We start from the raw sequence: 23,824 nt of genomic DNA on the forward strand, positions 1-23,824 counted from the left end.
AAACTAGCTTAAAATTTTATTGCTGTGCCCAAGTTTACGCCCCTCACCGCCACCGCGTTTGGCATAAATACGGGGTGCAGAGCCATTTTGGGCTAATGTTTCCCAGCTAGCAATATCACGATCACCAAGCAAGTTATCCATGCGTATATCAACGAAGCGCTCAGGTGACGCCAAAGGCCAACCACAGACTGCGCGCATGTGTTGCTCAAACTGCCCAATCAAACATGCTTCTTCTGTCCAATGGCCCGTATTGTGAACACGCGGCGCAAACTCATTTGCAAGCAAACTTCCATCCGGCATCACAAACAGTTCAAGTGCAATTATTCCAACATATTCAAGTTGTTCTGCGAGTTTTTGACCCAATTCTTTTGCTGCCTTCCGGGTCGCGTCTGATATATTTGCAGGCAAAGTTGAGGATTTTAAAATACCACCAGCATGATCATTTTCAGGCGTATCAAAAATAGCAATCTGACCATCTTGCCCTCGTGCCACAAGCACAGAAATTTCACGCTCAAATGCGATAAAAGCCTCTAAAACAGCTGGCACTTTGCCAATCTTATCCCACGCCGCTTCTGGGTCAGAGCTTTCATCCACACGTGCCTGCCCTTTACCATCATAGCCTTCGCTACGCCCCTTCAACACACCTTTGCCTCCCAGCTTTTTCAAAGCCGGCAGAATATCTTCAGGGCCTTCGACACGGGAAAATGGTGCTGGTGGAATTCCAATCGAAGTCAAAAATTCCTTTTCTTTCAACCGGTCCTGCGAACATCCGAGCGCATTGGACTTTGGAAAAACCTGTGTTCCCGCCTTCTCTATAATGTCCAAAGTAGATGCTGGAATATTCTCAAACTCAAACGTGATGACATCACAACGTTTCGCAAATTGCACCAAACTTGCTTCATCATCATATTCTGCAACAATCACATCAGCACTGACACGAGATGCGCAACTATCTGATTCTGGAGCAAAAATAATGACATCCAGCCCCATGCGTGCAGCCGCCATGGACAACATGCGCCCTAATTGGCCACCGCCTAAAATTCCAACAACGCCGCCAGGTGCTATTTTGTTCACGAACCAAACCTACTCTATGGCTAGTATTTTAATCTTCAACTGTCTCAACAACAGCTTCAGTTTGCGCTTCTCTAAAAGCTGTGAGTTTCGCGGCGACTTCAGCATCATGACCAGCAATTATACTTGCTGCTAACAAGCCTGCATTTGCCGCCCCTGCATCACCTATCGCCAATGTACCGACCGGAATACCTTTTGGCATTTGCACAATAGAATACAAACTATCAACACCTGATAATGCACGTGACTGGACAGGAACACCCAACACTGGAACAATCGTCATCGATGCGAGCATACCTGGCAGATGCGCAGCACCGCCTGCCCCCGCAATAATAACTTTCAAACCACGATCTTGTGCTGTTTTTGCGTATTCAATCAAGCGCTCAGGCGTACGGTGCGCTGAAACTATCTTCGTTTCATGCGGCACACCCATGCGCGTCAAATAGTCGGATGCAAGCTTCATAGTCGGCCAATCGGAACGACTTCCCATAACCACACCAACCAAAGGCTGATCAGAATTTGACAATGCTTTATCAGCGGTCATGAAAAGGCCTCCCACAAGACGAACTGTTTAGAAAGAAACCAACGCGCATCGCATGTACATGGAATCTTGGAAGCGCGGCAGTATAGGCATAGATCGCTCTACGACAAGTGATGTAAACTGATTGAAGTGTTTATTAAACATAATTGCAAACACCCCCTTGCATAGTTTGTTTCTTTTTCACCTAATTGGAGAGAGTGTTAGCAAAAAGTTAATTTTTAAATTATGTTGTTAACCACACGCTAACTGACAAAGGGTATTCATTAACCATGGCAAGACTTGTGGAATGGTAATGAAATTTCTCTCAATCTTCTCTGCAAACCGTAATGCAGACGGAAAAACACGATATATCGTTGAAAATGGCGATATCGGAGTTGAAAAAGCATCTGAGCTTTTTGGAATTTCCGAGGCTGAACTGACGCCAACAGTACGCGCAGCTATTGCCGCAATGACCGGCGAAATTAGTGAGCTACGAACTAAAAACAAGTCACTTCTAAAATCACTCGAAAACGCGGAAAGCATGGCAGATCATGATGCCTTGGTCCCTCTTTTCAACCGTCGTGCATTCGTCCGCGAACTTTCAAGATTGATAGCCTTTGCAAGACGCTATGGTTTGGATGCCAGCGTCATTTACTTCGATTTAGATGGCTTTAAATCAATTAATGACACGCATGGACATGCCGCTGGAGATAAAATTCTACTCGCTGTTGCGGAAGTACTCATCCAGCAAACGCGTGAATCCGACCTGTTAGGTCGCCTAGGCGGAGACGAATTTATTGCAGTGCTTACGAGCGTAAAACCTAGCTCTGCACGTGAAAAAGCCGCGCAATTGGCTGACGAAATTAGAAACATCTCGATCCAACATGAAGGTAAACTTCTTAGTATTGATGCGTCATTCGGGGTCACAACATTGGAACATGATGAAACAGCTGAAATCCAAATCGCAAGATCTGATGAAGCAATGTATGCCGCAAAACTACGCCGAAAGGCAAAAGCGACCTCTGAAGCAGGCTAGAAAAAAAATCAGCCTAAAAGAAAAATTCGCCAATTAGGCGATAATATCTGGAAGAGTATCTCCTTTTAATCTGATATATTCTTCTTTCAGAATTTGCTTTTTTCTCTTTAAAGAAGCCACCTCTAAATCAGCTCCACCTTGTACAATAAGAACCTCTATGCGCGTATCAATCAGCTCAATTTCAGATTCAATTTTGGTCATCCGCTCCGCTACTGAAATAGCAGAATTTTTCGTATCTTTTCCGTCTGCATAATCCATAGTTCAAACTCTCCCGTACTCATAAAATCACAAGACCTTGATGATCGCAAAGCGTTTAAAAGCCTAAATACAAAAAGCAAATATGCAACTTATACTGAAAATTTCCAATCAAATACCAGCTCAATATTGGTATGATTGGCAACTATCTCCAGAACAATATCAAAATAAGTAAGTCCTCCTTCTCCAGCCTCCAAATCTGCTAAATTTTTCTTGATCAACGTGATATTAAACAGCTCAGGTTGCTTTAATTTTTCTTGGTATAAATTTCTTGTTGTCTCCATCCCCAATCGCTGCTTGCTTTGCTCTACATTTGTCCAGATAAGCTTGATCTTTTCACGCCCCTTAATAGCACCAAAACTCCCATAGAATAGATCATTTAGCGCATCCAGACTTTGCCCTATGTCCCAATCTTCTTCACTCATAAAGACATGATTCACCTCATCATAAAAAGAGGCAATATCTGTTATTTTATTTCCATCCAGCGTGAAGGTTTTTGTCATTGAAAAATCCTGAAAACTTCGCCGATTTAGCATTCGGCCGAACGCTAAATATAATAAAATTTTGGAGCATTTTATCATGAGAAGCATACCAAGTACGACCCATGTTTCAATCACGATTGAATTATGAGTGCGTGTAGATAATGAAACAACAAGTGAAATCTTTTTAAACTCAAAGGTGATGACTCATTAAAAACTCTATGCTTAACTTATCGGACCATATAGTAGGAGGTTTGAATGAGCACAGACGCACGTATCCGTGAACTGAGTGAACGTCATAAACGTCTCGAAACGGTACTCGAAGACAAACGAAAACACCCCTCAACAACTGATCAGGAAATGCTTGATCTAAAGCAGAAAAAATTGCGAATTAAAGACGAGATTATTTCGCTAAAATCTGCGTAAATTCTCGTCTCCCCCTCACAATCCCTCGGACAGTAATCGCCCAATTGGAGAAATAGGTTTTTATTATCTAATTATTGGCTTCGTATTTGCTCTCTCTTCATCTTAAGCGACTATACAAACTCCAAACAGATGACATGAAAGGCTGTAAATATGCGTGGACCAATCGACCCTGAGCAATTGCTGTCCCCAGGGATGTTAAAATCGGCCAACACACTCCTGACAGTGTGCCTCGCAGCATTATCCGCAATGGGTATGCTCCACGCGATAGGGCACTTGTTTAAGTGGCGCCCGTTTACAGCACTACTCGTTGCTGCTGCTGCACTCGCGATACCATTAGCCATATGGATGATTGTACGTCTTCTAAGCGAAGGCTTAGCTGCACAACACAGCCTAAACGAGCGCATTACTCTTCTGAACGAATCTCTCTGGGGGCCAGAAGATGAAGAATGGGAAGAAGTAAATTCAGCTGACGAAACTGATGAAGTTGACGGTGAAGTTGAGTCCATTTCTCCCGAAGCTGAAATTGTTGAAGTGACAGAAACAGCAGAAGCAGAAGCAGAAGCAGAAGCAGAAGCAGAAGATACTTCGGCATCTCAAACTGATGAAGACAGAAAATAGCCATTCTTCAACATTCAATTTCGAAACCTGAATAACATCAGAATGTTACAGGCCGCATCGTTCAAATTTTAGGGTTGGATTTTATGTCCAATCCCTTTATTTGTTTGAACTCAATAAATGACGGAGTTTTCCCGAATGGTCGCCTCCCCCAAAACACTTGTTATAATCGGTGGAGCCAAACGCATTGGTGAGCATTGTGCGAATGCTTTTACAAAAGATGGTTGGAATGTATTTCTAGCCGATACAGATGCTAAAGCTCTTGCGGCGATCAAAGATGATCTAAAGGACAAAGTAGACACACTAGCGCCTTCATGCATCTCAACAAATATGGGATTAAACAATATCCTATCAGGAGCAATGAGCACATTTGGGCGCGTAGATGCGGTATGTCACATCCCTAAATTGCCTGCCGCCAAACGCTTCTCAGACACAAAACTAGATGAATTTGAAGAGAAAATAATAGCGCCAGCGCGTTCTATTTCTGCAGCGATCCGGCTTTTTAGCGATCAGATGGTTCGGCAAATGGAAGACATGGAGCCAACAGAAGCAAAAACAGCCAATCCTAGCTTCATTCAAGTTTTTGGTTTAGGCGCACTCTATGGAGATCCCGGCACCTATTCTCAACACGTCGCACAATCGATGGCACTGGCAGCAGCCAAGGCAACCACGATTGATCTGGCGGCTCTGCGCATCCGCACAAACGCCATCATCGCCGTTAGGCCGCGTGCAGAGAATGAAGAACCTTGGCTTAAAAAGCGCACTCCGCTTGGACGCCATTCTTATGCAGAAGAAATCTCAGCTGCCGCACTCTTTCTAGCCGGAGAAGGCGGCGCGAACATGACAGGTCAGTCTATAATTCTAGACGGTGGCCGCTCCATGCTAAATGGCATTTATGACTTAGACCGCACCGCAGACTAAGCAAGCAGCGCCAATAAAAAAGGCGAACAGATATGGAAATCTATTCGCCCTTTTTACATTGAAACCATTATATTGTTTTAGTCTTTGTCTTCCTCAGAAGATTTTCCAAAATTCGCAAACACGTCATCTGCATTTGGTTCATTCTGGTCAGACTTGCGTTTCGCTTCCGCACCAAAATCAGCGAATGGATCAGAAGTTTCTAATCCACCCTCTTCATTTGTTCTCAGCATATCAATACCTGCTCCAACGGAGCCGATTTCACGGTTTTCTTCCATTTTCTGACGTTTGGCTGAAGCTTTAGCAACCAACGCATCAAGTTCGAGTTGAGAACATAGACCAAGCGTCACAGGATCAACAGGTTTTAGGTTTTCAGAATTCCAGTGTGATTTCGTCCGAATAGCTTCAATCGTATTTTTTGTCGTACCAATAATTTTAGAAATCTGAGCATCTGAAATTTCTGGGTGGTGACGAATAAACCATGTGATCGCGTCTGGACGGTCACTACGGCGAGAAACCGGCGTATAACGTGCGCCCTTGCGCTTTGGTGGAGCAACAACCTTATCAAACTTGGACGATGCTGGTTTCAATTCGTATTTTTCATCTGCTTCGCCGCGAGAAATCTCATCACGCGTTAGCTCCCCACGAGACACAGGGTCCACACCGCGCATGTGCTCAGCTACTTCACCATCTGCAATACCTTTTACTTCCAGACGGTGCAGTTCACAGAAGTCAGCGATCTGCTCAAATGTCAGTGCAGTGTTGTCAACAAGCCAAACGGCTGTCGCTTTAGGCATAAGAATATTGGCCATTAGTCGCCTCCAAAAACAATTTCGCCCGGCACTTGGGCCGGGCGATTTGATCTCACCTAGTGTGAGACAAAACGTTAGTTGCAATCAGTATACGCATATTTAGCGGATTTGTGAATTCCCAAAGCAGAACATTTTCGACAATCTGCTTTTACAGCGTCAACATGATTTTCCCGATATGCTCACCACTCGTCATGCGGTCATGTGCTTTTTCAGCCTTCTGCATAGCAAAACTTGAATCAACAATCGGCCTCACCTGCCCGCTCGCCACCCACGGCCAAACTTCTTCAACGGCCATATTAGCTAAATGCATCTTCGCTACATCATTGCGCCCCCTTAAAGTTGAACCAGTAATATTTAACTGCTTCATCATGACTTTAAGGATATTCACCTCTCCTTTAAGGCCGCCTTGAACAGCTATGTGAACCAACCTTCCTCCAAAATTCAATGCATTGATATGTTTAGGCAAGTAATCACCGCCTACCATGTCTAAAATAACGTCAGCACCGCCAACAGCCTTTAGCTCTTCTTCAAAATCAGTTGTTTTGTAGTTAAATGCCCCATCTGCTCCCAACTCAATGCAGGCTTTACATTTTTCATCGCTGCCTGCCGTCACATAGACATTCGCACCCATAGCTTTGGCCATTTGAATAGCTGTCGTGCCAATCCCCGATGCACCTCCTTGAATGAACAAGGTCTCACCAGGGTGTAAAACTGCTATATCATAGACATTCGCCCACACAGTCAGAACTGCCTCGGGGAGTAACGCGGCTTCTTGTAAAGACACGCCCTCAGGAACAGGCATAACACTTCCATGATGTGCAATGGCATATTCAGCATATCCACCAGCAGGCAATAATGCACATACTTCTTGGCCTAATTGCCAATCATCAACACCCTCACCAACAGCTTCAACATAACCCGAGACTTCAAGCCCCATAATATCCGGTGCCCCTTCAGGAGGTGGATACATGCCACGTCTTTGAAGGATATCGGCGCGGTTTAACCCTGCCGCCACAACTTTTATGAGCACTTCTTTAGCTTTAGGAGACGGTTTGACCACTTCTTCCCATGACAAGGATTTATCGTCCTTAACAATGATGGCCTTCATCATTTGATTGGCTGTGCTGTCCTGAACCATAACATATCCCTCTTTTGTGCTTTGCAAAGCAGATTAGCGTCGCACCAAGCTTCACGATAGTGCCCAAAGAGGATATTCTAAATGCCTGTTTCTCTGGAGAGTTGAGGTAATATCATGTTTGAAGAAGAACCACGCATTAAACCACCACGCGCACTCGAGGATATGTCTCTAGAAGAACTGGCATCCCAAATTGAAACGCTAAAAGAAGAAATTGCTCGCTGCGAAGCAGAAATTATCAAGAAAAAGTCCGTTAAAAACGCCGCCGATGCCATATTTGGCCAATAAAGCCGCCTCAAATCGTTATAAACTGGACTCTCTCCTGCATATTAAAACATCATGTAGAGACTTAAATAAGACTCTTCATGCTATATAGAATTATGGTCCTGACCTTAGGCAGTGTACAATCAACAAGTATGCGCTACAAAATAATCCAAGGTCCAAAATTATTGGGTGTCTAAATGAAATCTGTTTCATTAGTCGGAGACGGCTGGAAAAATCGCGTAACCGAATTCGCTTCATCTGAAGTGTTTGACCGTCTTTTCAAAGAGGGCATGGCACTTGTTGAAGAAGCTGCCGCATATCTTGATGGACCAGGCCGCCAGCAAAGCCGTCAATTGGATCGTGAAAAAGCCCTTGTGTACGCTGCTGAAAGCATGGAAGTCACAACGCGCTTAATGCAATCGGCAAGCTGGCTTGTTGTGCAACGCGCCGTCCGTGAAGGCGATATGACATCTGATGAAGCAGGTGAAGACAAATTTCGTTTGTCCGCGCCGGGAGAATTACGTCAACTCACAGCAGTAGAGCATTTACCTGAAATGCTCCAAGATCTTGTTGTGCGCTCACGAGCTCTTTATGAGCGTGTATGGCGACTAGATGAAACATTATTTGCCGTCGAAGAAACACCAACTGAAAACCCTGTCGGCAATCAATTACAGCGCCTGCAAGACATAGCTGAAAGCGGTGCTTTTGATCCTCTCGCGATCTGGCGCAATGTAAAATAATGTTAAATATAAACTGAAACACAAAAAAACCCGCTTCAAAATCTGAAGCGGGTTTTTTATTGTTTTTCTGACAACTGAATGAACAGTCTAGAAAATCAGGTGCAACACCTTATTTCTTTTTCATAAAGCCAGAGAATTTGTCGTTAAAGCGAGATACACGACCTGCACGGTCCATCATGTGCTGGTTTCCACCAGTCCAAGCTGGGTGTGTCTTAGGGTCAATATCCAACTGAAGAGTATCGCCTTCTTTACCCATTGTTGAACGAGTTTTGTAAGAAGTTCCATCTGTCATCTTGACAGTGATGAAGTGATAGTCCGGATGTACGTCTTGTTTCATCGGTACGTGGCCCTTAAACGCCTTGGTCTTAGTTTTTAAAATCGAAGCAGCGCGCTTACCGGATATAGAGACATTTATCAACCCCTAACTGGGTTTTAGAGCAGAATAAAATATGACAGAACACCAAACACAAGCCGATATTGATCGCAAAGCTGGCACACAGAAACGTGGATCAGCTGCCCTACCCGATAGACCACGCAGCAAGAAACTACGTCCTCTCTTTCAGTTATGGCCATATGTTGCTGGAAGAGGTGTTATTTTCTGGCCTGCTCTACTTCTGCTTCTTGCTGGTGTGGGTATCACGCTCTATTTGCCTGTTGTATTGCGCGGCATCGTCGACAATGGCCTCGCCAATAACGACATCCCAGCTATCAATAACGGCTTCAAAACCTTTATCGGTGTGGTCATCCTCATGACACTCATCACCTCAGCGCGCTTTTATTTCATGTCATTGCTAGGTGAACGTGCCGCCGCCGATTTACGATCAGATGTGTACCAAAAACTCATCAACCTCTCATCTGGTTATTATTCCAGCCTGCGATCAGGTGAAGCTGTCTCTCGTCTAACTGCCGATGTCACTTTAATTGAAAGTTTTCTTGGTTCTTCCGCTTCAATCTTTTTACGCAATGCGCTTTCCCTCACAGGTGCGCTAATCATGATGTTCATCCTGAACTGGCGCTTAACCGGTGTTATGTTCATCGCAGTGCCGCTCATTATGATACCCATGTTCGTGATCGGTACGCGTGTGCGTAAACTCTCTACTGCTGTTCAAGACCGTATTGCTGATGCCGCAGGAGAAGCTTCTGAGAGCCTTGAAGCAATTGAACTGGTTCAAGCGTATGGACAAGAAGCCACACGCGCCAGCCGTTTCCGCCAAGCATGTGAAACTGCATTCATCGCTGCCCGTCGCCGCATTGGCGCGCAAACGCTTATGTCAGGTTCAATTATCTTCGGATTATTTACTGGTATCGCCTTCATGGCATGGCTGGCCATTCAGGAAGTGCTTGCAGGCCGAATGACGTCTGGAGAGTTGGCCCAGTTTGCGATGTATGCCCTATCAGGTGTTTCCGGTTTTGGCATGCTGGCTGATGTTTTCAATGCGGCCATGCGAACCTCCGGTGCTATTCAGCGGTGTTCAGAAATCCTCAATGAAGATCCTGACATCCGCGCGCCTGAAAAGCCTCTTAATCTACCATCCCCTGTTACTGGTGCTGTGCGTTTCGACAATGTATCCTTTTCCTATCCGACAGATTCACAACGCTCGGCACTGAATGGTTTCGATCTCAATATCAAAGCAGGTGAAACAGTTGCGCTTGTCGGACCATCTGGTGCGGGTAAATCCACTGTGTTTCGTTTGCTATTGCGTTTCTATGATCCTAATGCCGGCGCAGTCTTGCTTGATGGAATGGATGCACGCGCCGTCACACCACAAGAATGGCGCGCTCAATTTGGATATGTCCCACAAGAAGCAGCTTTGTTTTCAGGGTCAGCAGCCGACAATATGCGCTTTGCATTCCCAGAAGCTTCAGATGAAGACATTATCAACGCCCTTAAAGCGTCAGAAGCTTGGCAATTCCTTCAGACGAAACAAGGACTCGATGCTGAATTGGGCGGACGCGGCAAGAATTTATCGGGTGGAGAGCGCCAACGGGTCGCTATTGCACGCGCACTCGTACGAAACGCTCCTGTTATGCTGCTAGATGAAGCTACAAGCGCGCTGGATGCCGAAAACGAGCGCTTGGTACAGTCTGCCCTAGATCGCGCATCAGACGACCGTACAACGCTTGTTATCGCACACCGTTTGGCAACAGTGCGCAGAGCAGATCGTATCATTGTGATGGATCAAGGAAGTGTGGCGGAAGAAGGCGATCATGAAAGTCTCGTCAAGCAAGGCGGCATTTATGCCCATCTGGCCGAACTTCAATTTTCAGGCACCTAGCTGAAGCTAATCACCACCATGTCTGATCGGCTCACTTTCATCGGAAGTGAGCTGCATCCATTTGGTTCGCTCAAAACCATAAGCCATATCCATCAACTCAAATTGGAGACCGACAGGTTTGCTAGACGTTGAATTCCACATAGCAACAATCCCTGTATCCAATACTGGATCAAACAAGATCATGGCACGATAACCTCTCACAGCTCCGCGATGTCCAATCAATTTATGACCCGCATAATCATAAACACGCCACCCTAGAGCATAATCAGCATGTGTGACATGCGAAGATTTGCGCCGCATGCGATTACGTTCTTTCCACGTTGGTGTACGCGGTGTGTGTATCTCTTGCAAAACATCTTCTGGCAGGACTTCGGGCACCAAACCCATTTGGGCGCGCATATATTGCGCTAAATCTTCAATAGATGAGTTCATACCGCCTGCCGCAGGAACTTTATAATAATTGTCATTTAGCTCGACCGGACGCATCATAGAAATTCCAGACGAATATCCAAATGGCCGCGCCCAGTTACCTGTACGTTTTAGATCATCTTTCGTTAGGCTAGCTGAACGCATATTAAGGGGTGCAAAAATATATTCTGTCACCAAGTCCTTATAATCTTTACCAGTTGCTTCTGCCATCACTTCTGAAATCGTGTCAAAGGCAACATTCTGATATGAATGACACTCACCTGGCGTACAAATATTGGTCAGTTTACCTAGATCTTTGCGTATGATTTTCGGATCAATGCCATCCTCTAGCCGCGTATCATAGGCATTAGGAACAATCCCCAACTGATGCGAAAGTATGTCCTCTACTTTTAACGTCGAGAGGCCGTTTTTGGGTAATCGCAAAGACGTATGAAAATCAGATATTGGCGCTTTTAAATCTAACGCTCCATTTTTATTCAAAACACCAGCAAGTGTACCTGCCATGCCTTTAGACAAGGATGCCCAACGAAAAACCGTGTCTTTATCAACTGCAGGACCACCCGGATAGGTTTTCCCATATCCTTTTACAAATGAAATTTCGCCCTTCTCAACAACAGCTAGGGCAAAACCGATCATCTGGTCTTCTTGCATTAATTTTTCAGCACGTTGATCAATATAGGCAAGGTCAAGCACCGGCGCGGGCGCTGGCGGCGCTAAAGAAGGCGCACTTATATTTGGTTCCTCATCGAAATGATAAGCACTAGATTCCTGCGCGAGCGCTTGAATACCTGAGAAGAAAACTCCAAGCGCAAAAAATATAGAAACGACTTGATTCATACGACCTAAGAATGACGACATTTTGAACCTTTGCCAAATTGACAGACCTATATTGCAAGCTGCACTTTGCGACCAATCGAGTCAGAATTGAGGTGAAACCATCTTTTTATTCAATTTAGCAAAACGCACAGAATGTGATTATATTCTGAACCTTCAATCTGAACAGCTCATTAATCAATTATGTTGAGAGAAACAAAATTCAACTCGTCCTCCAGATGGAATATCACGCATGAATTTGACCAGAAATTACCAGCAACTTGCCCTCTATAATCAATGGATGACAACCAAAATCTATACCGCCATAAAAGACCTAACGATTGAAGAGCTGAAAAAGGATCGTGGTGCTTTTTTTAAATCCATTCATTCAACTCTGAACCATCTCCTCTGGGCTGACATTCGTTGGATGAACAGGTTTACTGGTAAAACTTATCCAATCCAGGACGGGCAAATGGGCGTCGACTTATTTGACGATTTTCAAACCCTGCGTGATGAACATTTCAAAATGGCAGCATACATCATAAAATGGTCCAACACACTTGAAGAAAACCAAGTATCAGGTGATCTGAGTTGGAAACCCGCATGGGGTGGTGATTTAATCACTAAACCCTTCTGGCTATGCATCACACACTTGTTCAATCACCAAACCCATCATCGTGGCCAAATTACACAAATGCTCAAGCCAATCGGCATTGATGTTGGCGACACTGATCTGCCGCTTATGCCGAAATAAGAGCATGGAAACAAAAAGGCCAGAAAATATCTGGCCCTTAAATCAAACTAAAATGTATCAGAAGACTTGGGCTTCACGCGACCTTCAATACGATCTGTCATTTTGGCAACCAGTGTAGAATTCCCGCAAACGAGATCCCCATCATTTAGCGGTTCCTTACCGCCAAGGCCATTGACGACACCGCCAGCTTCGCGAACTAGAACAATTCCCGCCGCCACATCCCATGGTGCCAACCCTCTTTCCCAGAAACCATCAAAGCGACCAGCAGCGACATAAGCCAAATCAAGCGAAGCTGCACCAAAACGGCGAATACCAGCAACTTCACCCATTAAGATGTTAAGTTCTTTCAAAAACTCCGGGTGATCACCACGCCCCATAAAGGGAATGCCTGTGGCAAGAACGCTTTCGCCAAGTTTACGGCGATTAGATACACGTAGACGTCTATTTTCTAACCAAGCACCTTCACCTGTCTCTGCCCAGAAAATTTCATTGCGGATCACATCATGCACAACACCTGCACGCAATTCACCATCGCGCTCAAGCCCGATTGATACGGCGAAATGCGGGATACCATGAAGGAAATTTGTTGTGCCATCTAACGGGTCAACAATAAAACGGTGTGATTTATCAGATCCCTCTACAATGCCGCCCTCTTCCATCAAAAAGCCATAGCCCGGACGCTTCTTGGATAAGCGATCAAAACATATCTCTTCGGCTTTTCTGTCAGCAGCAGAAACAAAATCTGCCGGTCCTTTTTTAGAAATCTGAAGCTGTTCCACTTCGCCAAAATCACGCAATAATTTACGGCCAGCCGCCTGAGCAGCTTCAATCATTATCGATACGGTGGGTGAAGGACGCGACATTTTTGATTTCCTAAGAGCAGTCTTTGCGATGTGTGTGGAGATCACAAAGTAAAATACCAGACGGGGCGTCTATCCTAGTCAGAGCAAATTATCAAGGTAACAAGCCATTGTAGCTCAATTTCAAGGCGATTTTACAAATTCTACACCCAACAATCAAACCCACCCCTTTTAAATTTCCATCACAAATGAGCAACTAAGAACGAACAAACTATATCACGTAATTGCTATCAGTTATTGCTCTAAAGGCCGGTTTAGCTTTGTAATTACGATCAAACAATAAAGGGTAATTGGTGCGCTCAGTCGGCCTCTCATTGAGCCATGAATGGGCATCGGAAACTCCCCAAAATGAAACGTTTTCTACGCTCGGTCGCAATATTAGGCCATTGAAAAGGTCTCTGAAGATTTGCGCCTGAAGCTTTAATCGCTCTGCGGGCACATTCGCACCAAAATCAGCATCACACCCCGTTTCATTTTGCCAACAAGAACCAGGATCTCCATATACCGACATATCCATTTCCGTAATGTGATTGACGAGTCCAGCAAAAAGATCATCAACTGCATCAATTGCACTTAATACCGAAGATGCGGCATCTCTATAATCTAAATGGCACTGGTGGCCGACACCATGAATCGGTATGTTCCGGTCTAGCAGGTCTTCGACTATCTCAATCAACCGGCCTCTTTTATCTTCAAATTCTGTATTGTACTCATTGATAAAAAGTAATGCATCTGGGTCCGCAGCATGAGCAGCTTCAAATGCCCAATCAATATATTCAGCACTACCAACAGCCTGATACCAATCAGAATTTCTATATGGCGCAGTTGTTTCGCTTGCACTGTCTGAGACTACTTCATTGACCACATGCCAAGAATGCACCTTACCTTTAAAATGCGTCACGACCTCAGTCACATAATTTTGAAGTTTCGTTTTGATTTCATCTTTGGAGCCTAAAAAGAAATAATCAGGTGTCGATGAATGCCAGAGAAGCGTATGGCCATGTAATTCAAAACCATTGGCCTCAGCGAATGCAACCAATTTGTCACCAGCTGAAAAATCGTAAACCCCTTCAGAGGGCGAGATGACATCCGCCTTCATCTCATATTCCGCCATCATAGAATTGAATTGGCTTTTAAGCAGATCGACTATCGGATCATTTGCATCAATCTGAGGCGTTAGTGCCGCCGAACCGATTTTAAAATTATTCCTATATGTGTTGCGCAACAATCCAGATGTGGGTTCATAATCAATTGGCGTCGAGGTGGATGTTGGCGTGGGCGTAGGCGATGAACCTCCCCCTCCACCACTACAACTTCCAAGCGCTAGAAGACTTACGCCACCAACTAAAAACTTCAACCGTTGTCGTGCATCGATCTCAGTCATCATGCTACCTCTCAAACGCGGTCCAATCGAGCCAATAAAATTCGCTCGACGTTTAAATTATTTGGTTAATTATAGAAAAATCAGCTATCTAGGTCAGAATTTGCCGGAAATGTCCGACATTTTCAACCCTTTGACTGCATCAAAACGTTAAAAGCTTCAACCGCTGCTTTAGGTCCGTCAGCATAGTTCCAGACGCCCGATGAAACAGCAAGAAAATCAGCCCCCGCATCAATCAAAGGTTTTGCATTTTCAACCGTAATACCACCAATCGCAACGCAGGGAACTTCAATAAATTGTTGCCACCAAGTCAATGTTTCCAATTCAGCCTTGGCTTTAGGGTCTTTGGTTTGTGTGGGATAGAATGCACCAAAAGCAACATAATCAGCCCCCGCCTCACCTGCTTCCATCCCCAAGTGACGGCTATCATGACACGTCACCCCAACAATAGCATCATCACCAACAATCTGACGCGCGTCTTTCAAAGTCACATCATCTTGCCCAATATGCACACCATCTGCGCCAAACTTCTTCGCAAGATCTGGACGGTCATTGATCAATACAGCCACATCTTTGGCCTGCGCCATTGGAAGTATACGTTTCGCAACTGCTTCTATATGTGCATCACTTGCAGCAACACCTTCACGCGTTTTCAAGCGGATCTGAAGACACGCAACATCTCCCCCATCCAAGGCTTGCTCACAATCACGTGCAAAAGCTTCCACATCCTCAATAACAGGAGGCGTGATCAAGTATAGGCGGCATTCTTGGTTCATCATTTAATCTTATTAAGGCAAAGAGCTTTGGTAACTAAATCTATATGTCAGCCTTTTATGGTTTTTGCATCAGAAAATTGACCAAGCCGCATATTGTCCCGCTTTAAAATAAAAACCCGCCCCTATATCTAAGGAGCGGGTAAAATAAATTGTCCAATCAATATGGAAATGCGACTGATTTAGCCAGCTTTAGAAGCTTCACAAATGCAATCGATTGTTGCTGAAAGCGTTGCATCAAACTCATCATCACTTTGCTTGGCTGAAAGACCTTCAAGCGTCGCACGCGAGAAACTCGCAATCATGCCTGTGTTAGATGCAAGCTTTGCATTCGCGTCTTCTCGTGAATAACCACCAGAAAGCGCCACAACACGTTGCACGCGTGGGTGATCGATCAATGGCTTGTAGAAGTTTGCTTCGCTTGGAAGTGACAGCTTCAACATAACCTGCAAATCGTCTGGCAGCGCATCTAGCTGTTTTGTGATCTCAGTGCGAAGAATAGCTTCAGCTTCGGCTTTGTCAGCAATTGTGATTGTCACTTCTGGTTCAATGATCGGCATTAAACCATGTGACAAAATCTGCTTACCAACTTCAAACTGCTGAGCAACAACAGCCGCGATACCAGCTTCATTAGCTGCATTCACAACAGAGCGCATTTTCGTACCATAAACACCATTGGCAACAGCACGCTCAAGCAAAGCATCCAAACCTGGGTTTGGCTTCATCAACTGAACACCGTCTTTTTCGTCTGCAAGACCTTTATCAATTTTCAAGAATGGAACAACGCCGCGCTTTTCCCAAAGATATTTTGCTGTTGGCATGCCATCAATTTGGCCATCCATCGTGCGCTCAAACAAAATAGCACCGATAACTTTTTCGCCATTGAAAGCTGGTGATTTAATGATGCGAGTACGCATTTCATGAACAAGCGCAAACATTTCATCATCATTGGAATATTCGTTCTCTTCTACACCATAAGCTTTAAGAGCTTTAGGCGTTGAACCACCTGATTGGTCCAGAGCAGCTACGAATCCAATTTTGGTTGCCGCTTGGTGCGCCATTTCTTTGTTAGTCATTCTATTTTGTCCCATTTGCATTCGCGTTTTCGCGATTATTGCTTTATTGCGGTTGCACGAAACCCTAGCAGATTTCGTGCCGCCATTTCATCTTCTAACATTATATGCATCTATAACGTCAGTTTTGTTACGTTTTTAGGCACGTAGCGCTTCAACACCTGGCAAAATTTTACCTTCCATCCACTCTAGGAAGGCACCGCCAGCTGTAGAAATAAAGGTGAAATCCTCAGCCGCACCTGCATGATTAAGCGCTGCAACAGTGTCTCCACCGCCTGCAACCGCAGTAATCTTACCAGATTTTGCGAGATCACCAGCACCTTTTGCAGCTGCCACTGTCGCTTCATCAAATGGCTCAAGTTCAAACGCACCAAGCGGACCATTCCAGACAACTGTCTTAGATTTAGACATTTCATCGACAAGTGCTGCTGCTGCGATAGGACCTGCATCAAGGATCATCTCATCATCAGCCACATCATTTGCGTCACAAATACGCGACGGTGCAAATGCTTTAAATTCTTTGGCACACACAACATCTGTTGGAAGCAAAATCTTACAGCCGGACTTTTCAGCAGCTGCTTTAATTTCTGCAACAGTGCCAGTTAGTTCTGACTCACACAGAGATTTTCCTACATTTATCCCATCTGCAAACAGGAATGTATTCGCCATACCGCCGCCAATTGCCAAAGTATCTACTTTGGACACAAGGTTTTTGAGCAAGTCGATTTTAGAAGATACTTTCGCGCCGCCAACCACAGCCACAACAGGACGAACAGGTGTCCCAAGCGCTGCATCAAGTGATTTCAGCTCTGCTTCCATAGACCGTCCAGCATATGCAGGAAGAAATTTAGTTATCCCCTCCGTTGTGACATGTGCACGGTGCGCCGCAGAAAATGCGTCATTGACGAATATATCACCAAGCTTGGACATTTCTTCTGCAAGAGAAGTATCATTTTTCTCTTCGCCTGCTTCAAAACGTGTATTTTCAAGAAGAATAACATCGCCTTTACCAGCAAGATCAATTGCTTGTTGCGCAACTGGGCCTACGCATGCAGTTGCAAACGTAATAGACTTACCCAACACAGCCTCAATAGCAGGAACAACTGGCCCAAGGCTCATCTCTGGAACCACTTTACCTTTTGGGCGACCAAAGTGTGCCAAGAGCGCTACTTTTGCGCCTTTATCGATGAGAAATTTAATTGTCGGCATTGCGGCGCGCAGACGTGTGTCATCTGTCACTTCGCCGGCATCATTCATAGGTACGTTAAAATCAACACGAACCAAGGCTGTTTTGCCGTCTAGTTCATTGGCAATCGTGTCTATTGTTCGAAAATTCGACATGACTTTCTCCTAATGGTTTAAATCTATGACATTCAGGACAGCAAAACCGTTTAGAATGGCGTCTACTGCAACAGTGGACAATATCATTCCCATTACACGACTTATGACACTAGCTCCAGAAGTCCCGATTAATTTTAGTATTGGATTAGCAAGAAGAAGCAGCACAAAAGTGAACACAAGCACACCCAGCAACAGCCCTGCGGTAGCGGTTTGTTCCAAAACGGAATGCCCATGATTATCGGTAAGAATAATCACAGTCATAATTGCACCCGGCGATGCAATAGATGGCATAGCCAAAGGAAAGACCGCGCTTTGGCTTATTGATTTTGCTTGATTGAGTTCTTCTTCGGGTTTTGAAGGCCCAAATATCATTTGCAGTGCAAACAAAAACAGAATTATCCCGCCTGCAATCTGAAAAGATCCTAACGCCAACCCAAGCGCTTCAAAAACCAGCTGCCCAAGTATCAAAAACGTGTAGAGCACGATTGCGGCGATCAACACACCGATAAGCGCCACTTTAGGGCGGTTTTCAGGTGCCATACCTGCGGTAACTGCAATAAAAATGGGGATCGTTCCAATAGGGTCAATAACCACAAACAGCGTTATCAAATCTCGATAGAGCGATCCCCAATCCATATACTATACTCTTTAGTCAGTTGTTATTAAATAAATTTTGCAAGCTCTACTGCAGTGTCAGACATACGAGTTGAGAAGCCCCACTCATTGTCATACCAAGCTAGAACAGACACAAAGTTTCCATCCATAACCTTAGTTTGGTCAGCGTGGAAAATTGATGAGTGTGGGTCGTGGTTAAAGTCAGAAGATACATGTTTCACTTCAGTGTAACCTAGCACACCTTTCAAAGAACCTTCAGCAGCTTCTTTAACAGCAGCGTTGATTTCTTCGATTGTTGTGTCGCGTTTTGCAACGAATTTCAAATCAACGACAGACACGTTTGGAGTTGGAACACGTAGAGAAAAACCATCAAGCTTTCCGTTCAACTCAGGAAGAACCAAACCAACGGCTTTAGCAGCACCTGTTGATGTCGGGATCATAGACAATGCCGCGGCACGTGCGCGATAAAGGTCATTGTGCATACGGTCGAGTGTCGGCTGGTCACCAGTGTATGAGTGAATTGTTGTCATGATACCTTTTTCGATACCAATCGTGTCATTCAACACTTTAGCAACTGGAGATAGACAGTTAGTCGTACATGACGCGTTAGAAACAACCATGTCATCAGCGGTCAATGTACCGTGGTTCACACCATAAACGATTGTTTTATCAGCATTCGTTGCTGGTGCAGACACAAGAACGCGTTTTGCACCTGCTTCAAGGTGGGCAGACGCTTTTTCTTTTGAGGCGAAGAAACCAGTACATTCCATCGCGATATCAACTTTGTTTTCCGCGTGTGGAAGTTCTTTAGGGTCACGAATAGCTGTTACTTTGATCGCTTTACCGTTTACAATGATGTTATCACCATCAACAGACACATCCGCCTGAAGTGTACCGTGAACAGAGTCATATTTTAGAAGGTGTGCGTTTGTTTCAACCGGACCGAGGTCGTTGATAGACACAACTTCAACATCAGTGCGGTTGTTTTCAATAATAGAACGCAATACCAAACGTCCGATACGGCCAAAGCCGTTAATTGCTATACGTACAGCCATCTTTATATTCCCTTTTTAGTCCCTGTGAGTGTCGCTACGGAATACATGGCCCCGTAGCGAAGTTTTATCAATATTAGTCAGTCAATTAGATTTGCTTTAATGCGGCATCCACAACGGCATCAGACGTGATGTTAAAGTGATTGAACAGATCTTTTGCAGGCGCAGACGCCCCAAATCCATTCATACCAACAAACTCACCATCTGATCCTATCACGCTATCCCAACCAAAACGCACGCCGGCCTCGACGCCAACTTTAGGTAAGTTACTGCCAAGAACTTCAGCTTGGTATGCGTCAGATTGCTCTAGGAATAATTCCATACATGGCATGGACACAACCCGTGCGCCAATGTCCTGAGCTGCGAGCTTCTCTTGAGCTTCCAGTGCAAGACCAACTTCAGATCCAGTCGCAATCAAAACAACTTGAGCTTCACCCTTGGCTTCAGATAAAATGTAAGCGCCTTTTGCCACCAAGTTTTCATCCGTGTGATCTTTACGTGCCGGCACAACACCTTGACGCGTTAAAGCCAAAACAGAAGGTCCGTTTTCACGGCTCAATGCCACTTGCCACGCTTCCATCGTTTCCACACCATCACATGGGCGCATAACGTGTATGTTCGGCATCGCACGCAAAGAAGCCACGTGCTCCACTGGTTGGTGTGTTGGTCCATCTTCACCCAGACCGATTGAATCATGCGTCATGACGTGAATAACGCGCGCACCCATCAAAGCACCCAAACGTATCGCACCACGAGAATAATCAGCAAATGCGAGGAATGTCCCAGAATAAGGGATAACACCGCCATGCTGTGCCATACCATTCATCGCAGCCGCCATTGCGTGTTCACGCACACCATAATGCATATAACGCCCAGCCCAGTCATCACTGTTCAAAGCCGTTGTGTGAGATGTTTTCGTGTTGTTTGAACCAGTCAGGTCTGCCGATCCACCGATCATCTCAGGAATAGCACCTGTCAGCACTTCAAGCGCAGCACCAGACCATTGGCGCGTTGCTTTTGTCGCTTGGCCTTCAGCAACTTCTTTTTTGTGAGCATTCGCCGCAGCTTCTACGCCTTCAGGAAGCTTGCCTGCCATTGCGCGTGTAAATTCAGATGCATTATCTAATGCATTCAAACGTGCTTCCCACGCCTTGCGTACATCCACAGAACGCGCACCCGCAGCACGCCATGCATCCAGCACTTCAGGCACAACCGTAAAACGCTCACTTGGTAAACCAAGGTTTTCACGCAGTGCCGCAGTTTCATCTGCTGGGTATGGACCACCGTGCGCTTTACCTTGTCCGGCAAATGTTGGCGCACCAAAACCAATTGTAGTTTTACAAGCAATCAAGCTTGGCTTGTCTGTGTTTGCTTTTGCGCGCTCTATGGCTTCAGCAACGGCCTCTGGGTCATGACCGTCAACGGCATCGACCTGCCATCCAGAAGAGGCAAAACGCGCTGTTTGTTTTGTTGAATCAGCTACATCAGTACCGCCATCAATCGTCACGGCATTGTCATCGAAAAGTACAATCAACTTGCCAAGCCCCAAATGGCCAGCAAGTGTCAAAGCTTCTTGAGAGATACCTTCCATCAAGCAACCATCACCCGCAATCACATAGGTGTAATGGTCAACAAGCTCATCACCATAGCGCGCATTCATATTGCGTTCGGCAATCGCCATCCCAACAGCTGTGGCAATCCCCTGCCCCAATGGACCTGTTGTTGTCTCAACGCCTTCAGTAATGAAATTTTCAGGGTGCCCAGGTGTCTTAGACCCTAATTGACGGAACTGCTTGATATCTTCCATTGATACGGATGGGTAACCCGTTAAATGCAACAAAGAATAGATGAGCATAGACCCGTGACCAGCAGACAAAACAAAGCGGTCGCGGTCGGCCCATTTAGGTGCTGTCGGGTCAAATTTTAGAAACTGAGCAAACAATACAGTCGCAGCATCTGCCATCCCCAAAGGCAATCCAAGATGCCCAATTCCCGCTTTTTCAATAGCGTCTGTAGAGAGTGCGCGTATGGCATTCGCCATATCCCGATTTGCAACTGTTGATGAACTCATAATGGCTTCCCTGAATTGTTTTTAGCTGAGTTAAACGCATTATAAATTACGTCAAGACCCTTCCGATCAGACCTCGACAAATGGCCATTGCAAAAATTGATTGCATCCAAGTGTTTAGTGAAGCAAAATAGTTAATATGGATCAGCAAGATAACGATAAAAAAAGCGAGCAAGCACCCGTCCGAGATATTCTGGGACAGGCTGAATTACGCCTGAACAATGCCGTCACCTCTTTGACGGGAAGCGTAGACCGTATGCTCGAACGCCTAGAAGCTGCCCGTCCCGCCGAAAGAGAAGCCGAAGCTTTGAGACGCGACCGTGCACGTTTGGCCATGGATCTTGATAGCGCACGCGCAAGAGAAAAAGAATTACAACAGCTCGCCGATGAAGCCTCTAGCGCTTTAGGAGCAGCAATAAAAGAAGTAAGAGAGGCATTGGGCAAAGTCTGACATTGTGGGAAGTACAGACATTAATCAAAACCCGTGTCTTTTTGGGGTGAAAAGATGAGCAAAGCAGAATTAATAATCAATAAGAAGCGCTACATCGTTTCTTGTGAAGAAGGACAGGAAGCACGTTTAACCAAACTTGGTGAACGTCTGGATAAACGTGTCATCGGATTAGCTGAAGTCATGGGAGAGATCGGCGTAGAAAGACTATTCCTAGCTGCCGCTCTATCTCTTCTTGATGAATTGGACGATGCAGAAATGGATGCGGGTGTTAAATCACTTGATGAACGGATAACAGCAATAGAAGCGCGCGCAGCAAAAGCATTATCTGATGCGGCCAGTCGCATTGAATCATTATCTGCACATTTAGAACGCGCTCACTAAACCAGTTTGATCTCAATCTGGTTTAGGCATTTTGCCCTGCCACATAGCCAGATGACCACGCCCATTGGAAATTATATCCACCAAGCCACCCTGTGACATCAACGGCTTCACCAATAAAGAATAATCCCGCTACATTTTTAGCTTCCATCGTTTTTGACGACAGATCATTGGTATCAATACCGCCAATCGTCACCTCAGCGGTACGATAACCTTCCGTGCCAACAGGTTTTAACCGCCAAGCTGAAATACGCTTTGCAATCTCTTCCAATTTCGCGTTGGAAAGATCAGCCATCCGAAAGCTAGCATATGTCTGTTCAGCAATTGATTGGGCCAGACGAGATGGTAAAAATGTTTCCAACACACTTGCCAATTTCTTTTTCGGTGCTTCTTCGCGTCCTTTTTTCAAAGCAGCCAAAGCATCAACACGTTGCGCCAGATTGACTTCAATTTCATTGCCGGGAAGCCAATAAGACGACGCTTGCAGTGCGGCCGGTCCTGATAAACCTCTATGCGTGAAGAGCATGGCTTCATCAAAGGCAATCTCCCCAGTATCAATGCGCGCACGCACAGACACACCAGACAATTCCGACATTTCTGCCAATAATTCTCCGCCAAACATAAAAGGCACGAGTCCCGGACGTGGATCAATAATGTTGAGGCCAAATTGTTTTGCTAATTCATAAGCAAAAGGTGTCGCTCCCATTTTAGGAATAGAAAGCCCGCCCGTTGCCACGATAAGTGACTCACAATGCATATTGCCTATACTTGTCTGCACCAAAAATTCGGTATCACGTTTAGAAACACCTATAATTTCAGTACTCAACCTGATCTCGACATTATTAGCCGCACAATCATCCAACAACATTTGAATAATTTCAGTCGCACTATCATCGCAAAACAATTGGCCCAAAGTTTTCTCGTGATATTTGATGCCCTGCTGATCCACGCGCGCAATAAAATCATGTTGCGTATATTGCTTCAGCGCTGACTTACAAAAATGCGGATTTTGCGAAATGAAGCGGGAGGGATGCGTGTTCACATTTGTAAAATTACAACGTCCACCACCCGAGATACGCACTTTCTCAGCTGGTTTCTTGGCATGATCAATCACGCAGACTGATCGACCGCGTTTTCCCGCCTCAATGGCACTAAAAAGCCCCGCCGCACCTGCGCCAAGGACAATAATATCGTAATTTTCTGAAGACATAACCACCTTGGAACACGGTTTAAGGCTTTAGCCAAGCCAAGAAGCAAATACAAAAAAGCCGCCAAGTCCCACTCGGCGG

Annotated in this window: 27 protein-coding genes; 10 read left to right on the forward strand and 17 right to left on the reverse strand. The window is 45.3% G+C overall.

Features of this window, described 5'->3' with window-relative positions; all coding sequences use genetic code 11:
- Positions 1-3 precede the first annotated feature (3 nt).
- Both HBAL_RS14880 and purE read right to left on the reverse strand, forming a co-directional pair.
- Complete coding sequence (locus tag HBAL_RS14880; protein ID WP_015828777.1) at positions 4-1,074, reverse strand: 5-(carboxyamino)imidazole ribonucleotide synthase; 1,071 nt, start codon at positions 1,072-1,074, stop codon at positions 4-6.
- Between the two features lie 28 nt (positions 1,075-1,102).
- Positions 1,103-1,615, reverse strand: a complete 513-nt coding sequence (purE, locus tag HBAL_RS14885) for a 5-(carboxyamino)imidazole ribonucleotide mutase (RefSeq protein WP_015828778.1) — start codon at positions 1,613-1,615, stop codon at positions 1,103-1,105.
- Between the two features lie 289 nt (positions 1,616-1,904).
- Here purE and HBAL_RS14890 point away from each other — a divergent pair, with 289 nt between their 5' ends.
- On the forward strand, positions 1,905-2,627 hold the full coding sequence (locus tag HBAL_RS14890) for a GGDEF domain-containing protein (protein ID WP_015828779.1): 723 nt from the start codon (positions 1,905-1,907) through the stop codon (positions 2,625-2,627).
- A 33-nt stretch (positions 2,628-2,660) separates the two neighbouring features.
- On the opposite strand, the gene HBAL_RS14895 is transcribed toward HBAL_RS14890, so the two are convergent.
- A complete protein-coding gene (locus tag HBAL_RS14895) occupies positions 2,661-2,885 on the reverse strand; it encodes a hypothetical protein (RefSeq protein WP_015828780.1) in 225 nt (74 codons plus the stop codon).
- Positions 2,886-2,974: 89 nt separating this feature from the next.
- Positions 2,975-3,385, reverse strand: coding sequence for a barstar family protein (locus tag HBAL_RS14900; RefSeq protein ID WP_015828781.1), 411 nt, complete (start codon positions 3,383-3,385; stop codon positions 2,975-2,977).
- Between the two features lie 234 nt (positions 3,386-3,619).
- On the opposite strand from HBAL_RS14900, the gene HBAL_RS14905 reads away from it, so the two are divergent.
- The 3 genes from HBAL_RS14905 (at position 3,620) to HBAL_RS14915 (ending at position 5,323) form a co-directional block, all read left to right on the forward strand.
- Positions 3,620-3,787 (forward strand): YdcH family protein, encoded by a 168-nt coding sequence (locus tag HBAL_RS14905; RefSeq protein ID WP_015828782.1) that lies wholly within the window; start codon positions 3,620-3,622, stop codon positions 3,785-3,787.
- Positions 3,788-3,937: 150 nt separating this feature from the next.
- A complete protein-coding gene (locus tag HBAL_RS14910; RefSeq protein ID WP_015828783.1) occupies positions 3,938-4,405 on the forward strand; it encodes a hypothetical protein in 468 nt (155 codons plus the stop codon).
- Between the two features lie 117 nt (positions 4,406-4,522).
- Positions 4,523-5,323 (forward strand): SDR family NAD(P)-dependent oxidoreductase, encoded by an 801-nt coding sequence (locus HBAL_RS14915; RefSeq protein WP_233356700.1) that lies wholly within the window; start codon positions 4,523-4,525, stop codon positions 5,321-5,323.
- Between the two features lie 77 nt (positions 5,324-5,400).
- Here the strand turns inward: HBAL_RS14915 and HBAL_RS14920 are convergent, their stop codons facing one another.
- Both HBAL_RS14920 and HBAL_RS14925 read right to left on the reverse strand, forming a co-directional pair.
- Entirely contained in the window at positions 5,401-6,132 is a 732-nt protein-coding gene (locus HBAL_RS14920; RefSeq protein WP_015828785.1) for a DUF1013 domain-containing protein, read from the reverse strand.
- Between the two features lie 148 nt (positions 6,133-6,280).
- The gene (locus tag HBAL_RS14925) at positions 6,281-7,270 is read right to left on the reverse strand and encodes an NAD(P)H-quinone oxidoreductase (protein WP_015828786.1); all 990 of its coding nucleotides are present in this window, start codon (positions 7,268-7,270) and stop codon (positions 6,281-6,283) included.
- A gap of 114 nt (positions 7,271-7,384) precedes the next feature.
- Between HBAL_RS14925 and HBAL_RS16655 the strand changes: the two genes are divergently transcribed.
- The gene (locus HBAL_RS16655) at positions 7,385-7,555 is read left to right on the forward strand and encodes a DUF1192 domain-containing protein (protein WP_015828787.1); all 171 of its coding nucleotides are present in this window, start codon (positions 7,385-7,387) and stop codon (positions 7,553-7,555) included.
- A 173-nt stretch (positions 7,556-7,728) separates the two neighbouring features.
- Positions 7,729-8,271 carry a protease adaptor protein RcdA gene (gene rcdA, locus HBAL_RS14930; RefSeq protein WP_015828788.1) on the forward strand — a complete coding sequence of 181 codons (543 nt, stop codon included), beginning with the start codon at positions 7,729-7,731 and terminating at the stop codon, positions 8,269-8,271.
- 109 nt (positions 8,272-8,380) lie between these two features.
- On the opposite strand, the gene rpmE is transcribed toward rcdA, so the two are convergent.
- Positions 8,381-8,608, reverse strand: a complete 228-nt coding sequence (gene rpmE, locus HBAL_RS14935) for a 50S ribosomal protein L31 (RefSeq protein WP_015828789.1) — start codon at positions 8,606-8,608, stop codon at positions 8,381-8,383.
- Between the two features lie 112 nt (positions 8,609-8,720).
- Between rpmE and HBAL_RS14940 the strand changes: the two genes are divergently transcribed.
- Positions 8,721-10,547 (forward strand): ABC transporter transmembrane domain-containing protein, encoded by a 1,827-nt coding sequence (locus tag HBAL_RS14940; protein WP_015828790.1) that lies wholly within the window; start codon positions 8,721-8,723, stop codon positions 10,545-10,547.
- 6 nt (positions 10,548-10,553) lie between these two features.
- On the opposite strand, the gene HBAL_RS14945 is transcribed toward HBAL_RS14940, so the two are convergent.
- The gene (locus HBAL_RS14945; protein ID WP_015828791.1) at positions 10,554-11,834 is read right to left on the reverse strand and encodes a serine hydrolase domain-containing protein; all 1,281 of its coding nucleotides are present in this window, start codon (positions 11,832-11,834) and stop codon (positions 10,554-10,556) included.
- A 208-nt stretch (positions 11,835-12,042) separates the two neighbouring features.
- Between HBAL_RS14945 and HBAL_RS14950 the strand changes: the two genes are divergently transcribed.
- A complete protein-coding gene (locus HBAL_RS14950; protein ID WP_015828792.1) occupies positions 12,043-12,543 on the forward strand; it encodes a DinB family protein in 501 nt (166 codons plus the stop codon).
- Positions 12,544-12,590: 47 nt separating this feature from the next.
- Here the strand turns inward: HBAL_RS14950 and HBAL_RS14955 are convergent, their stop codons facing one another.
- The 8 genes from HBAL_RS14955 to tkt all read right to left on the reverse strand — a co-directional run bounded on the left by HBAL_RS14955 (position 12,591) and on the right by tkt (position 21,709).
- Positions 12,591-13,406, reverse strand: coding sequence for an inositol monophosphatase family protein (locus HBAL_RS14955; protein WP_015828793.1), 816 nt, complete (start codon positions 13,404-13,406; stop codon positions 12,591-12,593).
- A gap of 208 nt (positions 13,407-13,614) precedes the next feature.
- On the reverse strand, positions 13,615-14,790 hold the full coding sequence (locus HBAL_RS14960; RefSeq protein ID WP_233356701.1) for an endo-1,4-beta-xylanase: 1,176 nt from the start codon (positions 14,788-14,790) through the stop codon (positions 13,615-13,617).
- A 119-nt stretch (positions 14,791-14,909) separates the two neighbouring features.
- Positions 14,910-15,563 (reverse strand): thiamine phosphate synthase, encoded by a 654-nt coding sequence (gene thiE / locus HBAL_RS14965; RefSeq protein WP_015828795.1) that lies wholly within the window; start codon positions 15,561-15,563, stop codon positions 14,910-14,912.
- 176 nt (positions 15,564-15,739) lie between these two features.
- Positions 15,740-16,633 carry a fructose bisphosphate aldolase gene (locus HBAL_RS14970; RefSeq protein ID WP_015828796.1) on the reverse strand — a complete coding sequence of 298 codons (894 nt, stop codon included), beginning with the start codon at positions 16,631-16,633 and terminating at the stop codon, positions 15,740-15,742.
- A gap of 135 nt (positions 16,634-16,768) precedes the next feature.
- Complete coding sequence (locus HBAL_RS14975; RefSeq protein WP_015828797.1) at positions 16,769-17,971, reverse strand: phosphoglycerate kinase; 1,203 nt, start codon at positions 17,969-17,971, stop codon at positions 16,769-16,771.
- Positions 17,972-17,980: 9 nt separating this feature from the next.
- A complete protein-coding gene (locus tag HBAL_RS14980; protein ID WP_015828798.1) occupies positions 17,981-18,607 on the reverse strand; it encodes a MarC family protein in 627 nt (208 codons plus the stop codon).
- A 26-nt stretch (positions 18,608-18,633) separates the two neighbouring features.
- On the reverse strand, positions 18,634-19,641 hold the full coding sequence (gap, locus tag HBAL_RS14985) for a type I glyceraldehyde-3-phosphate dehydrogenase (RefSeq protein WP_015828799.1): 1,008 nt from the start codon (positions 19,639-19,641) through the stop codon (positions 18,634-18,636).
- A gap of 85 nt (positions 19,642-19,726) precedes the next feature.
- Complete coding sequence (gene tkt, locus HBAL_RS14990; protein WP_015828800.1) at positions 19,727-21,709, reverse strand: transketolase; 1,983 nt, start codon at positions 21,707-21,709, stop codon at positions 19,727-19,729.
- Between the two features lie 136 nt (positions 21,710-21,845).
- On the opposite strand from tkt, the gene HBAL_RS14995 reads away from it, so the two are divergent.
- The gene (locus HBAL_RS14995) at positions 21,846-22,157 is read left to right on the forward strand and encodes a DUF4164 domain-containing protein (RefSeq protein ID WP_015828801.1); all 312 of its coding nucleotides are present in this window, start codon (positions 21,846-21,848) and stop codon (positions 22,155-22,157) included.
- Positions 22,158-22,211: 54 nt separating this feature from the next.
- The gene (zapA, locus tag HBAL_RS15000; RefSeq protein WP_015828802.1) at positions 22,212-22,538 is read left to right on the forward strand and encodes a cell division protein ZapA; all 327 of its coding nucleotides are present in this window, start codon (positions 22,212-22,214) and stop codon (positions 22,536-22,538) included.
- Between the two features lie 22 nt (positions 22,539-22,560).
- Here zapA and HBAL_RS15005 read toward each other — a convergent pair whose 3' ends face one another.
- Positions 22,561-23,745, reverse strand: a complete 1,185-nt coding sequence (locus HBAL_RS15005; RefSeq protein ID WP_015828803.1) for a BaiN/RdsA family NAD(P)/FAD-dependent oxidoreductase — start codon at positions 23,743-23,745, stop codon at positions 22,561-22,563.
- Positions 23,746-23,824 lie beyond the last annotated feature (79 nt).

It is taken from the genome of Hirschia baltica ATCC 49814 (assembly GCF_000023785.1).
GTDB lineage: Bacteria > Pseudomonadota > Alphaproteobacteria > Caulobacterales > Hyphomonadaceae > Hirschia > Hirschia baltica.